Below are 14,415 nucleotides of genomic sequence, written 5' to 3'. Positions count from 1 at the left end.
ACCCCTTACTTCTTCACTAACGATGAATAAAGTTCAGGCAGCTCATCCCATCCATAACCTGCTGTCAGGTCATCCCTGGAGACCAGTTTTAACTCAAAATGCACCTTACGCTCTTGCCACAACGGTATTTTCAAACGTAAGGCAGATCCCAGGCTAAATAGCCAGAACCACTCATCCGGGCTGGAAACAACCGGAGTACCCGTCTGTTCTTCCGTGAGGTTCCCCCTTTGCACACGCTCTGCTTTCAGGATCGGATAAATATAGTTCACCCGTCGCTGAACACCATCAGCATCATCCAGAGCCACTGCAAGGTAACGAGCTTCGGTAGCGATATGTTGCTGGATTTTCTCTCGCTCAAAGGCAACGAGCTTTGTGTGATAAAACCGGGCATCGCCGTTTTTAAACTGGTTTATATACTCCTGATTCCGGTCAGGTCCCAACTGATTTGCCAGAATAGTCAGCCCCTGATAATGGGCGATCGAATAACCTTTACCCGGAATTCGTGCAGCGTCCTCCACAAAATACCGTTCACTGGTCGCATACGGATATTTTGTCTCAGGAACACCCAGTTTTCGTTGCAAAAAAACAGATAGCCAATGACTCCCCTTGTTATCAACCTGAGGTAACAGACTAAAAGCACCGATGCCCACTTCATTAATCGCGACACTGTATGGGTTGCATTCACAAAGCTGATTGAAATAGCCCGGATACAACACATAGGCACCAAACACCGGACGGGTTTTCACAAACCCTCTGTCATCAAACTTACAACGATGAATCAGGGCATCCCGATAACGATGCATTTGATTGATGGCATCATCGGGCACCCGGTCGGAGCCTGAGGGGGTTCCCTGATCATCCGCAGGCGTCTCAATCCGATACTTGGCATCAAATAACCAGATAATCCCGGCCCCGTCAGGAAAGGTAGCCTCGAGCAAAATATCCGGTTTTTGAGTCACCAACCAGGTTCTGATCTGACCGTCTTTCTTTCTGAATATCGGTTCATGAGCCAAACGGATTTTCACCCCGTCAGACCGCCTGAAATGAAAAGCTCCGGCCATCCCATCCTTTAACGAAACACGGATTCCACTGTCTACCAGAGGTATCCGCCCACAAGGAACCTCCTCAAAGCCCAGGTCCACAATAATCCTGCGTATCTCCAGAAAACACCAGACTTCATACATCTCTGCCACATTGCGCAAGGAGAGTTGATCGGCCCCATCCAGAAGCTCAAGATACCATTTAAGCTGTTGCCAGATTTTATAAACTTTCGAGTAACCAGGCTTTTGCTGTAATACCAACGACTCCCGCTTCAGCCCCCGGTATTCTCCAACGTCCCTGAAAAACGGCTGTTTCTGAAAATGCCGCAAAGCCTTCTGCCAACTTTCCAGCTCTTTCATAAAGCTGGCGGAAAAACGCACTTTACCGGATTCCGGAGCCAGACACGCCAGCTGTTGAACCCGGGTCAGCCTGGTGACGCCATGACCAATCACCGCTTTAATAAAACGGTTTTCCGGCGTATCCACGTGGAGTCGCTTTTTGCTCAGCGTAAAAGACTTCTCATAATTTTTATTGGCCTTTTCCAGCGCCAGCCGCTCTTCCTGCTGTCTGGATAGCCTGCCCCTCAACCGACTCATCGGAACGGTGTGCTTATACTCCATCAACCGACTATGCGGCGCATTCACCACATGCTTCAGCCCGGCCAACAACTCCTTATGAAGGGATTCAAATCGTGCAAACCACAACAGCAAGAATTGGGAGTACGGCTTTTTAACGGCGCTTAATGAATGACTGGTGCCTTCTGCCAATGAGTAACGCCACAGTGGAAACGCAGCATCAACAGCCTCGTTCATTGCCCTGAAATCCGACAGCATATCCATCTTCACCGGCAAAATATCGAAAGCAATCGACTGTTCTATTAGCCGTCCCTGATAGGAATAGGCCAGTTTAAACTGAAAAGTACCGACATGGTTGCCCGCATTGATACTTCCCCGTAAAGAGCAGCTACGGGGACTGAAACGAAAAGACTCTTCAATAACCTTTAGCTTATGTTGCACCGTCGGCAGCGGATCACCCGCTTCCGGTGGCTGGTGAAACAGAAACTCAATCTCGTAATATTTGTTTTCAAAGAAGACCGCTTCACCAAGACATAATTCAAACACCGGCTCTGTGGCATGTTTTAACAATAACGGGGGAGAAAACCGCACCTCAGAAGTCGGCACGGCATTGCCACGCTCCGTCAGCGTTCGTTCCAGCCGCCGCTGACTGGAACGAATATCTTTTGACCAAATGACGCAATCAAAATGCCCGGTTTCAATAACGGCCAGTTCCGGCATAATCTCTACTCACTCAGGGCCAATAACTGGTAAAGGTATGACTCTCAAGCCGCGCTAACATCCACTCCAGTTTTTTTCGAGAGCGACACGGGATGCCTTTTTCCACATCACGGAACAGGTCCGGACGCTGCCCATCCCAGATATCGGGCAGTAAGCCTTTGAGCTCGTCGGTCAGTTTATCCAACAGGTTAACCGCATCCTCATCGATCACCACTCGCAGCTTATCCTCATCACCATCAATGCGGGGCAGTACCTTGGTCATCATGAAATCATCCCAAACCGCTTGCAGCGCTTGCTCATCTCCGGGTTGCAAACACGCCACATAGAGCAACAACTCGTTCAGGGCGCGATAGGCCAACTCAAAAGGGGTTCGTTTAAGCACCTGATTCACCCGCTCAAGAAAGGCAACCGTACGCTTTCCATCAGTGTCGAAGGTACCTGTCAGCTGCTCCCGCCTGGCCGAGGTCAACACTGACCAGTGAAATACTCTATTCTCCGGTTGTCCCTCAAAGAACTGACCATAATCATTAGGATAAAACTCGCCATAATCCAAAGTCAGTGCCCGGTCAATCACCTTGCGGGAAAAACCATGAGTGGTTTCATCCATATTAACGGTACCGGCCACCAACAGATTGGGTGGTATGCCGATGCCGTGCTGTTGAAAGTAACCCCACAGCGGATCATCCATCAGCCCTAAATCCGCCTGAAGCTCCAGGTCATCGGATTGATTCAGTGCTTGCAAGTCCAGCAACGGTTCACAACAATACTCTCCGACCTCGTTGAAATCCCGTGTTTCCAATACCGATAGGTAATCCGCAAAATATTGCTCCACCGGTGCCAAATTCATCTCATCCAGACAGAGCCAATAGGGAGGCGAAGCAGAATTCAGAGTTCCGGTTCCGGCTGCGGAGGCATCAGGCGCAACCGACTTCCAGGCACGGATAATAAACGCAAGCACTTTGGTGGCAATGTATTTCGGTTTATCAACCCGGGAGACATAACCTAACAGATCAGAAGGCTCATGCCAGTCAGGCCTTACCGGGATCAGACAGAAGTTCCCTTCAGGGTCATCCGGATCATGGAACTCTGCCTGCTTTCTGATAAAACGGGATTTACCGGTGCCGGAGATTCCGGCCAGAAGGAGGAAGGGTTTGGGGAGGTTGAGTCGATTGTTTTCAGATACTTCTGCAGGTTCAACCGCACTCAACTCGTACTCACATATCCTCTTGATAGTTGAGTCATAACCAAGAATATACTTGTCAAAATCAATATGAAGATGATCAAATAAAGGGGGTAGATCATGTTCTTTACGATATGTTCGATCAATGTCCCGGAGCGTAATTTTTCCTGTTTCCAACGCTTTTAACAACGCCCCAACAACGATGGCCGGTATGATGCGCAATTGGTTACCTTGCGCCATTCGTATATAGATATTTTCCGCGTTTATTTTTTCTATTGTTAGTGATCTGCTCCCTTCACCGAGAACAACACCTTGCTTAATCTTCATCCGTTAACCGACGTTAGGCCAATAACAGGTAAGAGTATAGAAAAAAATAGCTGAAACATAGACGTTTATTAAAGCGTGATCAAGATTACTCAAACAAGGTTAATAAACATATTGAACTCCCTCCAAAGCTTCCTCTGCTCTGGTCAAAAAATCATTTAACATAGACTATCGTACATGTTTAGCCGGATAGGGAAAAACACTTGATAGCGTGTACGACTCAGTATCTCAGTCTTTTCTTAATACAAGCAATACAGTAGCCAGCTTGACCCACAACAGTTAACAACAAGCTTATGCAACCAGCCACAATCAGTAACCGACTGATCGCTGTCAACCATGTGACACATCCCGCCTTGTCGAGGGTGTCGCAAAAGCCCAACAACTCGTTTCCACGCTCTGCGAGGGTGTCGCAAAACTTCAACAGCTCGTTCTCACGCTCTGAAGTCGTCATTCCCGCGAAGGCGGGAATCCAGCGCCAACGGTGGATCTCTGCCTTCTCGGGGATGACAAGGCCAGGGGTACACCGGGCAGTATGGTTCTGGTGGAGAGTCATTGTGGATTCCCGCCTTCGCGGGAATGACGAGAATGAAGCCGGCAATGACGGGAGTCAACGCGCTCCCACGCCGGAGAGAGTTTTGCGACACCCTCGATTGGGCGAGGGTTTACGACGATTTTGCTAAACTGATCGCCCTGCCAACCCTGGCCTGGTGCTTTACGCCATGACCAATGGCATTTTTGCGGTGTGGGACCCTCACCGCAATTATTGGCTGCCGCAAAAGAACGGTGAAGATATTCAGGAGCGAACCCCGGCTTTTGTGTTCTCACCCTCAGACGTGCGGGATGGACTGGCTGGGGCTGGCAATGCTTCCCTTTGCAACGGGTTGATTCGGGATTGGGCCAGTTGGCAGAAAGAAAAGAAGAAGCCTTATCAGCAGTTGAAGACCCTATTGGCATGGCGGAGCATACCTTTGTGATCAATTTTTCACCCGATGAAATATCACCTAACCCAGCCCTGCCAGCCAAGCAAAAGGCACTGGCTCGAAAAACCATTACCCGCCTGAAGCTTGATAGTCATCAGAATGATAAAATGGTGGACGACAGCATTGGCGGCATTGATATAGGCAGAAGCCTGAATGGTACAAATATGAATGACTCCCTGGATTCCGATATGCATGGCTCTTTAAGTTCATCATTTGATGGCTCATTTGGTTCTTCATACGATGACAGTTTCAGTTCAGGAGGGGGAATAAACAATGACTGGTAATAATAAATTTACGAGAACCTGAATTGCGCCCTGATGCCTGATGTTCTCAAACCTCCACCTCATGCAGCGCCAAATCCGGCACAGCCCCCTTTACCTCTCCCCCTGAATAAAAGCCTTCTGCCCTAGTCCCACAGACTCTCTTCTCACTGTCACGACTGAACCACCACTTAGCTCTGACTGACTCGTTCCATTGCCATTGAGCGCGGTGATTGTAGCTATAACCTTGCTTCCTTCCGGGATAAGCGCCTGAACTGTTGCCAGATGTTGGTAGTAGCCATGGTCTTCCCTTTTACTCTTCCCTGAACGCAAAAAAGGCAACACCCTGAGGTATTGCCTTTTCACCTTCACCAATGTGAAGCATCTCAGCTACATAGTACGTAGCTCAATCTTTACAGAGGACGGATGTCTTCTGCCTGAGGACCTTTCTGACCCTGGGTCACTCGAAATTCAACCTGCTGGCCTTCAGTCAGGGTTTTGAAACCGTCGCCAACGATCTGACGGAAATGGGCGAACACGTCAGGACCATTCTCCTGAGCGATGAAACCAAAACCTTTCTCTTCGTTGAACCACTTAACAGTACCGGTAGTAGTAGACATAATCATATCCTGATTTTTTTTAAGCAAAATACCTTGCCGTGTATGCCACGGATAAGGCGGTAAAGCTAGAAGTTTTGTTATCGCTTATGAAGAACAGGACAAGCTACTACGCTCAGAACACTAAATCTATACATAAAGAATCAAACGCACTTATAACCTGGTGCCCATTTTACATGGCTTCGAGCTTTTAGCAACGAGTATAAAACAATCATTAACGGTGGTAACTACTCAATTAGCATTAATTCTGTGAGTAGTGCCTTTCTGGCTCGATGATTTGTACCACTCGTCCAGAATCTGCCTTTACGCTTGCCGAAAGGCACAATGCCCTCCAACTCTCTGCATCCTCCTGAACCTCGACCAGGGCGCGTTATTATCCAACCGACCGAACAGATAAAAACATCAGTAACCTGACCGGAAAGACACCTGAAAGTGATCTAGAATGCGGCGTTTAGGTCTGCTACAACTCGCACAGTACTCAAAGATAAACAATGGGATCGGGTCAAAGACATGCTGCCGGGTAAAGTCTCTGACCCCGGACCAACAGCTGACAACAGGTTATTCATTGAGTCGATTCTCTGGCTTGCTCGTACCGGAGTACCGTGGAGAGACATGCCTGAAGAGTTCGGTGATTGGCACAATAATATACAACCGATTCAGTCGCTGGAGCTCGAAAGGAATATGCAATCAAGTCTTTGAAAAACTGAGTCAGGATTGTGATACGGAATACCTCATGGTTGACGGATCAATCACCCGTGTTCATCAACACGGTGCTCCAAAAAAACGGATAACAGTGCCGAAGCAGTTGGAAAATCAAGGGGAGGTTTAACAACCAGGATCCACACTGCAACGGATGCACTTGGTAATCCTGTTCGCTTCATTCTCACAGCTGGACAAGCATCAGAGTAAGAACAGGCAAATGCCATGATAGAGGGATTTTCAGCGGACTTCGTTCTTGCTGACAAGGGATATGACTCAAATGCACTCCTCCTCGAGGTCAAGAAGTCAGGTGCTGAAGCAGTGATTCCTCCGAAGCGAAATCGGATAGATCAGCGAAAATATGACAAAGAAATCTACAAGTAGCGAAATCTAATTGAGCGACTATTCCAAAAGCTCAAGAACTTTCGGCGAGTTGCAACTCGCTATGAACGCTTGGCACGCAATTATATGAAAATGCTTCAGATAGCAGCCATCATGATCTGGTTAGCTTGACAACATCAGTAAATTGATTGTCTGGTTAGAAAAGAACGCTCCCTGGCATCAAGCAGCTGGCTGAGAAAGAGAAGGTGGACAAGGCCAGGGTCTCAAAGTGCATCCGCCTGACCTGTCTGGCCCCGGATATTCAGGAGGATATTCTGTGCTATCAGGGTACGTGGCAGCTGTCGATGAAAGACTGTATGAACCCCTTCCCGATGCTCTGGTCTGAGCAGCGGGAACATTTTAGAAAGCAAACCACCGCAACATTAGTAGACTCTGGTTTGTAATCAGTTTTATCTGCCCAGCATAAAATCGCCCACGAACCCGACATCGACCTCCAGTCCAAAAACTAAACTAACGTACTGTTTTGAAAAGAAAAACCAAAATGGAGGAAGTGACACCCCAATTCCTCCAAAAAAACCGAGAAGAGAGAAAAACAGAGAGGAACAGGAGGAAAAACAGTGAAAAAGCCCGTTTTGCAAAACCGGCAAAAGTTGCAAAAACCCTTTAAACGTAGGGCCAAAACAGAAAAAACCTGTAGACGACAGCCTACAGGTTTTTTGATATATGGCGGACCGGACGGGACTCGAACCCGCGACCTCCGGCGTGACAGGCCGGCATTCTAACCAACTGAACTACCGGTCCGCTGAACCCTACACATACCGCCCAAAGTAGCCAGTATGCGGTCACGCAACCCCTTTAGAGAAACTGGTGGGTGATGACGGGATCGAACCGCCGACCCTCTGCTTGTAAGGCAGATGCTCTCCCAGCTGAGCTAATCACCCGACTTCTCTCTCTGCGCGGTGCAGTGCGCTGAAGTGGAGCGAATGTTATGCAGATCAGATGAAAGTGTCAAGGAAAAAAACACGTAAAAAGAAGAACTTTTGTGTTCTAGCTGAGAGTTTTTCTGTGTTTTCAATATCAGCGATATGCTATCAATGAGTTTACAAAAACATGAGTCTATTTTTGACAACTCAAACTCTCCTTTAAAACCAAGAAGAAAGCACCAAAATTCAATCTTAAAGCTGTCGTTTATTCAGAGATACGAAAGCTTTTGATGGAGCCCCCGTATCTGCCAGAATCAATTTGCAAGATGCATATAGACTTTCACTCGACCCTCTTCTTTACCTCGATCGATTTTTATCTGCTGAATAGTCACTTCATAACGGGTATCCAATGCAACCATCCAAGCCAGAAGCTTCTGATAGGCCGCATCTTCTATCCAGACTCCCAAACCTTTACGATCAGGTTGAACACGACTTAATGTCAGTTCTGATTGTCTGGCACTGCCCGATACAATAGTAGAAAGGTCTTTTTTTGCACCTGCAGCCCTTTGTTTCCTTTGAGCTTGTTTTGCTTGATCAACATTATCTGCCATCCATTCATAAATGGATTGTTGGTGAGTGAACTCTTCCTGCTGCTTTTCACTCCATTCGGTTATAGGCTTCCAAACGAACAGATAGACTGAAGCCAACAAAAGGAGTGCTGTCAGAAGATGCAATGCTCTTCGATCTTTCTCCGGCATCAGCTCGTACTTAGCCCGAAGCTGGAGCCAGAGCGGACTTCTCTCGAGTAGATGAGTCAGTTTCATCAGCTTCACCTGCCTATCGTCATTCGAGCATTGACGCCCGTTTTTTCCTGGTTGGCACTATCCAGGCGTGCGCTTAGCCCGGATGATTTTACTGCCGCCAACAGCTTATCAACCCCTTCAAGATTGTCTGCTTTCAACTCCAGCACCAGTGCTCCTGTCGCTTCATTGAAATCCATGCTGACCGGCTTCAGCTTAAAATCTGACAAAGAAGATGACACAGCAGAAACCTGTTGCAGCAAAGGTAAAAAGGCTTCTCCAGTGGCACTTTGACCAACATTTTTCAATCGACTTTCCATACGCCCCTTCAGGTTAATGCTTCCAACTGAATGTGTCTGGGCCTCAAGCACCTGCTGATCCTGTGGAAAGACTTCCAAGTAGAGCTCTGCGCTATCCTGCCAGTACTCTTGGGCTTTCTGTTGATACAAAACTCCTTCCCCGACTTTTAAACCCAGCTCAAGCAGCAACCAGATGGAAGCCACCAGGGCCAGAGGCTTCCAGCGGCGCATCTTGCGGGTAGCTCTTTTAGGGCATTGATAAGGGCCATAACGAAGGTCAACTAAGTCGGCAGATCTTTTGGATGAAAAATACAACGCCGCCAGATACTCAAAAACAGTGCCAGTCAATGGTTCTTCTTCCACCAGCCAGCCGTTTTCTTCCAGCCATTGTTTCACCTGATCTCTCTTCTCAGTAGCCAATGACACCAGACCATCAGCAAATCTTATTCTGGCACTAACAAGAGCCTCAGCATCTTCAGCTACCAGCTCCTCATCCGTGTGAATAATATCTTCACTGACCTTTTCCCCCCAATGACCCAAAACAAACTTGAGAGCTTCGTAGTCGAGACAAACACTGGCTTGGTCGGGTGCAGAAAGAATAGAGGAATCATTTTCAAGAAGGAGGTTTAATTCTCGCGGAACGCCCTGCAAAAACTGTAGCTCAGCCATAACTTGCTGGGCGGAAACCCCCTGCTCGTCAAGACAGGCTAATAGAGATTGCATCTGCTCATGGGGAACAGCCGACACGTAAACTTGTTCACTTTTCCTGTTTAGATAACTGGCCAGGTGCATAGACTCGATGTCATCGGCTAGTTCCTCTTCAATCATAAAGGGCAGCGCGGTTGAAAGATGCTTTCGCTGACCACTGTTAATAGGTAGCCGCTTGTGCATGACCAGAGTCCCTGGCAAAAGCACTAACACCTGGTCCGGCATTTCATCTTCCAGAGTGGTCTCGTCCAGCTCTTTGTTATCAGGCTTATGGATAACAAACTGGACCCAGTCATTTTTGACTTGACCCAGCTCCGAGATATGGACATCTCCCAAGAGCTGTCCGTTACTGGCAAAAGCCCCCCACTGAACTCGAGTGTTCGTCTCAATCCGGGAAACCGGCGGTGGTATCCGAATCAACAGGATGTTTTTCATTATTAGACCTCAGGATTCCTTCTTGGCACTTACCCAGTAGTCGTTGGGTCCAATCTCACGACCGGCGATTTGAACCTGTCCCTCTGTATTACGATACATAAGGGTTTTTAAATAGAATGACGTATCTCGATACGTTGCCTTGATGTAAGCAGTAAAATATTGGCTGGCAACATCCAGAGGCACTTCTTTAAGAGCGGCAGTTTTATCTTTCAGGGCCGGCAGCCTGGCCAGATCTTCCAGTCTGACGAACCCTTCTGCACTCTGAGCATCAATAATAGTCTCTACATCACTTTCTGTGAGTTTATCAGACAGTGAACGCATTACTTCAGGCAGCACCGTATTGACGTTGATACTGGTAGTGTCTGGCAAAGCGGTTACCAGAGGAGCTAACAATTCAAACTCATCAATACCAACGCCCTTAATCAGTCTTAACTCGGATAATGAAACAAACGGAGCATCAGAAGTTCTTCTCGGCGGATCCATGGACAGATAATTATTATCTTCTCCACCGTCTTCTGAGGGTTCCTGGTCATGATCAATCCAGTCCTTGATGGCTGAGGCAATCTGTACATTCAGGCCCAGATTTTGCAGTATGATCTCGAACATTCCACGAAACTTTTGTCCGTCCAGTGCATCTGCGGCGAGCCAGTTCAGGTTAAACCGACTGGTTTCATCAACAATGACCAACTCGATATCCCCCTGATCAACGGCATAGCCCACTTCTTGTATATTCCAGCGTTCACTTTCGTGATCCATGATTTTTTTCTTTTTCTTGTCTTCTTCCGCATCCTGCTCTAGCAATAAAGCAACATAGTTTTCAGCCCCCAGAGCCAGATGTCTGGCCTGTATACGCTCCAGATAATGGGTATTTTTTTCAGTGTGGAGCCAGAGACTGGTCATCATCTGGGAAGCCATCAAGGTAATCATCGCGAAGATCAAGAGCACATAGATCAGGGCAATGCCACGCTGCCGGTTAACTGGCCTCATCGTTCTTCCTCTTTCTCATCACCTTCTTCATAGTCACTCTCATACAGCTCTGGTATGAAAGACATTCGCCCTGCTCTATTCTGATCTTTACCCTGTTCCTGATCCGGTTTTGTATGAGCATTCGGGGACTTGTAGTCTAGAGCAGGCAAAATCGTTACCAGTTTTCCAAAATTCCCGTGCTGCATCGTCAGCTCTATTGCGTGGGGCATCACCGGATCTTCTGTTTTCTTTGCTCCAGTTGCCGGTTTCGGTCTCCGGGATTTTTTTTCCGGTGGCCAGCTGTTCTTCCAGCGCTTCTTTTCGTCCATAAAACGGACTTTCAATGCCTGCACATTGTCGAGAATAACCTGCCTTATCAGAACCGGATCAGGAGCCCTGTCCAACATTAACCAGTAGTAACGAACCAGCTCATCGTCTTCCAGGTTATAAGCAACTCGTTGCAGGTTGCTCCTCAGCTCCATCAGCGGGTTACGCCAGCCAGCACGGGTAAATTCCAGAACAAAGCCATCAAGACTGGGAGACTTGACGGCTGGTAGAATCTCACCAAATTCATCCCGTACCGGTCTTGCCGCCAACTGGAACAGATCTTTCTCCAGAATCAGCTTCGCCCGCTGAATTTCATCCAAACTGTCCAGAATGCCATCGGTCACCTGCTGAGCCCGACTCACTGAATCGAACAACTTGTAGGCCGCCGTGCTGATCATGGCAAAGAGCATTATGGCTATCATCAGCTCAAGCAGTGTAAATCCCTTGCTTCCGTTCATTTTCTGGGCTTCCTCAGATAGGACTCCAGAGAGAATATCGGAATATCGTCACCATCAGGCTTCTGAACACCCACAAAGACATCCACAACAATTTTTCTGAAGTCTCTCTTGGTGGTATCCCTGACGGTTTGACGAACGTACCAGTCATACCCAACATAGTTTTCAACCTTTCCTCTGACCCCTTTATCAGGCCAGTTTTTTTCTGCCTGGATACGGCTCAGATACTGGTCAGCCAGCTGTGCAGCCAAAACCTTTTCCTGCATATAGCGGGTTTGGCGGATACTGTTACCGTCTGCCAGCATCAACATGGAAGCGGCTAAAGCAAAAATGACCACAGCCACCATCACCTCAATAAGGGTGAAACCAAAAATACTAGCGGACGACTTCGACATCGGACAAGCCATCGGTTATCAGCACCACCCTCTGCTTTTTGTTTTCACTGGGGATCACGAATAGAGAAAAAGGGGTCACCTGATAGTCTGAATAAAAAACAACATCAGGGCCGACATCTGTGGGTTCGAGAAAGGGTAGATCGTCCTCATCTGTATACAGATAAACATCCAGACTTTCCGGCATCCTGTAGGGCTGAAAAGGTGTCTCTGTAATCACAATCCATTCATTACTTTCCAGCGGCAATACCCACCAGTAGTAACGCCCATTCTCATCAATGGAAAAGCCGTATTCGGCATTATCCAGGAGCGCTTTGTCCCTGACCTGAGAGAACAAAATCTGTAATCTTGCCGCCTGCTCCTGAACTGTTTTTTGAACATTCCCAGTCATTGGGCTCAATAGAGTAATACCCAGCAATATACCTATAATCAGAATGACAACGAGCAATTCAACCAGAGTAAAACCCTGATTTTTGTTAATCACTGTCCTGCTTCCTTCCGATACCATACTGTTCATTGAGCCCCTTTAACTTTGGAAGTTTTAATCCGATATCAGAATTGAGTTCAAGACTCTTCCCAGTTGGTAATATCTGCATTAAGACCTTCACCACCCTCACGGCCATCAGCCCCCTGAGAATAGAGATCGTATTTTCCATGATTACCAGGCTGCAGATAAATGTAGGCATTCCCCCAAGGGTCAACCGGAGCTTTTTTCAAATAGCCCTCCGGATTCCAGTTTCTAGGCTCAGGAGCGATGGTAGGCTTCTTGATCAGGGCATCCAGACCCTGATCCGTCGAAGGATAAAAACCATTGTCCAGTCTGTATAATTCAAGCGCCTGGGAGAGCGTTTCAATATCCGACCTGGCCACTGTAATCTTGGCCTGATCAGGACGGCTGAGAATTTTTGGCGCCACCATGGCAGCCAGTATTCCCAGAATCACGACAACCACCATGATCTCTATGAGGGTAAAACCTCTTTGTACCTGTCTTGTCATCATTTTCACGACCTCATCAATGGATTCCGTACCGAGGAAATGGGATTGCTGCCCCCACTTCCAGAAATCTGTCAGTCAAGCGGCAGATTCTGTCGTGTACGTCCTGTTTCAACCTTTACGAACATTGCTTTAAAAGCCATGCTCACTGCATTCAGTTTAAAAGCTGGTTCATGTTAAGAATGGGCAGCAATATGGCTAACACAATCACCATGACTACACCGCCCATAACCACCAACATTAAGGGTTCAAAAAGCCCCAGCAAGAGGGATATCCTCCCATCCAGCTCCATCTGCTGATTCTGAGCCGTTCTGTCCAGCATTTCGTCCAGCTCACCAGTCGATTCACCACTGCCAATCATGTGAAGCATCAAAGGTGGGAAATAACCGGTTTCAGCCAAGGCTCGGTTCAGACTGGAACCTTCACTGACCCTTCTGGCAACATCTTTAACCGCATCACAAATTGCCCGGTTATCAATAACCTGTGCGGCAATAATCAGGGCTTCCACCAGCGAAACACCACTTCGGGTGAGTATGCTCAGGGTGCTGGCAAATCTTGCGGCACTTAATGTTCTACTAAAGCGGCCAAGAATGGGTAAGCGTAAAAAGAAACGATCCCATGACATCCGGAATGTCGGCTTCTTCAGCGCCTGCCTGAATGCGACAATTCCAAAGAAAATAATACCGAAAATAACGGGCCAGTAGGTCTGGAATCCTTCACTGGCAGCGATCAGTGCAACGGTAATGCCTGGCAAATCCTGACCCGTGTCGACGAAGACCTTTACGACATCGGGCACCACATAGCCCAGAAGAAAACTAACGATCCCCAGAGCCGCCATCAGCAGTATGATGGGGTACAAAAGAGCCTGTTGAATTTTCTGGGTGGATTTCATTCTGGCTTCTGTGTAGTCCGCCAACCGGTTCAGTACTTTGTCCAAATATCCGGCATGTTCACCGGCTGCAACTGTGGCCCGGAACATCTGGGGGAAAATATGAGGAAAATCTTCAAGGCTCTGGGCCAATGTGAAACCTTCAAGTACCTTGGAACGAATCGCCAGCAGTATATTTTTGAGCCTGCGCTTTTCCTGCTGGGAAGCGACACCATAAAGCGCTTCCTCTACAGGCATGGCCGCCTGAATGAGAGTGGCTAACTGACGAGTCAGAGTAGCGAGCTCAACAGCAGAAACACCACGTTGAAAGAGCGTGGACAAACCACCGGAGGCATTCTGTTTCTGCTCTGAGACCTGATTGACCGATAGGGGGGTCAACTCTTTATCACGAAGCATCTGCCGGACATGCCGGTTACTGTCGGCTTCCAGTGTTCCCTTATGCTGTTTGCCCTGCTGGTCGAGGGCGATGTATTCATATGCAGCCATGTCG

14 protein-coding genes, 2 tRNA genes and 1 pseudogene are annotated in these 14,415 nt (G+C 47.9%); 2 read left to right on the top strand and 15 right to left on the bottom strand.

The genetic code is table 11. The annotated features are described in order from the left end of the window. Nucleotides 1-5 precede the first annotated feature (5 nt). From ACOJUN_RS18190 to ACOJUN_RS18180, 3 genes are all read right to left on the bottom strand, one after another. Nucleotides 6-2,336 (bottom strand): DUF2357 domain-containing protein, encoded by a 2,331-nt coding sequence (locus ACOJUN_RS18190; RefSeq protein WP_422133322.1) that lies wholly within the window; start codon nt 2,334-2,336, stop codon nt 6-8. 13 nt (nt 2,337-2,349) lie between these two features. Next, nucleotides 2,350-3,843 carry an McrB family protein gene (locus ACOJUN_RS18185; protein ID WP_422133321.1) on the bottom strand — a complete coding sequence of 498 codons (1,494 nt, stop codon included), beginning with the start codon at nt 3,841-3,843 and terminating at the stop codon, nt 2,350-2,352. Nucleotides 3,844-4,271: 428 nt separating this feature from the next. Then, entirely contained in the window at nt 4,272-4,451 is a 180-nt protein-coding gene (locus ACOJUN_RS18180) for a hypothetical protein (protein WP_422133320.1), read from the bottom strand. Nucleotides 4,452-4,741: 290 nt separating this feature from the next. On the opposite strand from ACOJUN_RS18180, the gene ACOJUN_RS18175 reads away from it, so the two are divergent. Then, nucleotides 4,742-5,104 (top strand): hypothetical protein, encoded by a 363-nt coding sequence (locus ACOJUN_RS18175; RefSeq protein ID WP_422133319.1) that lies wholly within the window; start codon nt 4,742-4,744, stop codon nt 5,102-5,104. Between the two features lie 90 nt (nt 5,105-5,194). Here ACOJUN_RS18175 and ACOJUN_RS18170 read toward each other — a convergent pair whose 3' ends face one another. Both ACOJUN_RS18170 and ACOJUN_RS18165 read right to left on the bottom strand, forming a co-directional pair. Next, nucleotides 5,195-5,413: a hypothetical protein gene (locus ACOJUN_RS18170; RefSeq protein ID WP_422133318.1), complete on the bottom strand. Its 219-nt coding sequence runs from the start codon at nt 5,411-5,413 to the stop codon at nt 5,195-5,197. Nucleotides 5,414-5,493: 80 nt separating this feature from the next. Further along, nucleotides 5,494-5,700: a cold-shock protein gene (locus tag ACOJUN_RS18165; protein WP_257275284.1), complete on the bottom strand. Its 207-nt coding sequence runs from the start codon at nt 5,698-5,700 to the stop codon at nt 5,494-5,496. A 465-nt stretch (nt 5,701-6,165) separates the two neighbouring features. Here ACOJUN_RS18165 and ACOJUN_RS18160 point away from each other — a divergent pair. Continuing rightward, nucleotides 6,166-6,909: pseudogene (locus tag ACOJUN_RS18160) on the top strand (IS5 family transposase); the annotation flags it as partial. Between the two features lie 553 nt (nt 6,910-7,462). On the opposite strand, the gene ACOJUN_RS18155 reads toward ACOJUN_RS18160, so the two are convergent. From ACOJUN_RS18155 to gspF, 10 genes are all read right to left on the bottom strand, one after another. Next, nucleotides 7,463-7,539: transfer RNA gene (locus tag ACOJUN_RS18155), tRNA-Asp, on the bottom strand. A gap of 64 nt (nt 7,540-7,603) precedes the next feature. Further along, a tRNA-Val gene (locus ACOJUN_RS18150) sits at nt 7,604-7,679 on the bottom strand. A 296-nt stretch (nt 7,680-7,975) separates the two neighbouring features. After that, complete coding sequence (gene gspM / locus ACOJUN_RS18145) at nt 7,976-8,485, bottom strand: type II secretion system protein GspM (RefSeq protein WP_422133317.1); 510 nt, start codon at nt 8,483-8,485, stop codon at nt 7,976-7,978. A 5-nt stretch (nt 8,486-8,490) separates the two neighbouring features. Further along, nucleotides 8,491-9,903: a type II secretion system protein GspL gene (gspL, locus tag ACOJUN_RS18140; protein ID WP_422133316.1), complete on the bottom strand. Its 1,413-nt coding sequence runs from the start codon at nt 9,901-9,903 to the stop codon at nt 8,491-8,493. 9 nt (nt 9,904-9,912) lie between these two features. Continuing rightward, nucleotides 9,913-10,890, bottom strand: coding sequence for a type II secretion system minor pseudopilin GspK (gene gspK / locus ACOJUN_RS18135; protein ID WP_422133315.1), 978 nt, complete (start codon nt 10,888-10,890; stop codon nt 9,913-9,915). Continuing rightward, the gene (gene gspJ / locus ACOJUN_RS18130) at nt 10,887-11,654 is read right to left on the bottom strand and encodes a type II secretion system minor pseudopilin GspJ (protein WP_422133314.1); all 768 of its coding nucleotides are present in this window, start codon (nt 11,652-11,654) and stop codon (nt 10,887-10,889) included. Before gspJ ends, gspK begins: the two co-directional genes overlap by 4 nt. Further along, the gene (gspI, locus tag ACOJUN_RS18125) at nt 11,651-12,046 is read right to left on the bottom strand and encodes a type II secretion system minor pseudopilin GspI (protein WP_422133313.1); all 396 of its coding nucleotides are present in this window, start codon (nt 12,044-12,046) and stop codon (nt 11,651-11,653) included. The genes gspJ and gspI overlap by 4 nt, the downstream gene beginning before the upstream one ends. After that, complete coding sequence (locus tag ACOJUN_RS18120) at nt 12,027-12,527, bottom strand: prepilin-type N-terminal cleavage/methylation domain-containing protein (protein WP_422133312.1); 501 nt, start codon at nt 12,525-12,527, stop codon at nt 12,027-12,029. Before ACOJUN_RS18120 ends, gspI begins: the two co-directional genes overlap by 20 nt. An 80-nt stretch (nt 12,528-12,607) precedes the next feature. Then, nucleotides 12,608-13,042, bottom strand: coding sequence for a type II secretion system major pseudopilin GspG (gspG, locus tag ACOJUN_RS18115; protein ID WP_422133311.1), 435 nt, complete (start codon nt 13,040-13,042; stop codon nt 12,608-12,610). A gap of 148 nt (nt 13,043-13,190) precedes the next feature. Beyond that, a complete protein-coding gene (gene gspF, locus ACOJUN_RS18110; RefSeq protein ID WP_422133310.1) occupies nt 13,191-14,411 on the bottom strand; it encodes a type II secretion system inner membrane protein GspF in 1,221 nt (406 codons plus the stop codon). Nucleotides 14,412-14,415 lie beyond the last annotated feature (4 nt).

The organism is Endozoicomonas sp. ALD040, assembly GCF_049275945.1.
In the GTDB taxonomy this organism is placed as follows: Bacteria; Pseudomonadota; Gammaproteobacteria; order Pseudomonadales; family Endozoicomonadaceae; genus Endozoicomonas_A.
Note: the sequence above shows the minus strand (reverse complement) of the source record. Positions and strands in the feature narration are given on the sequence as shown.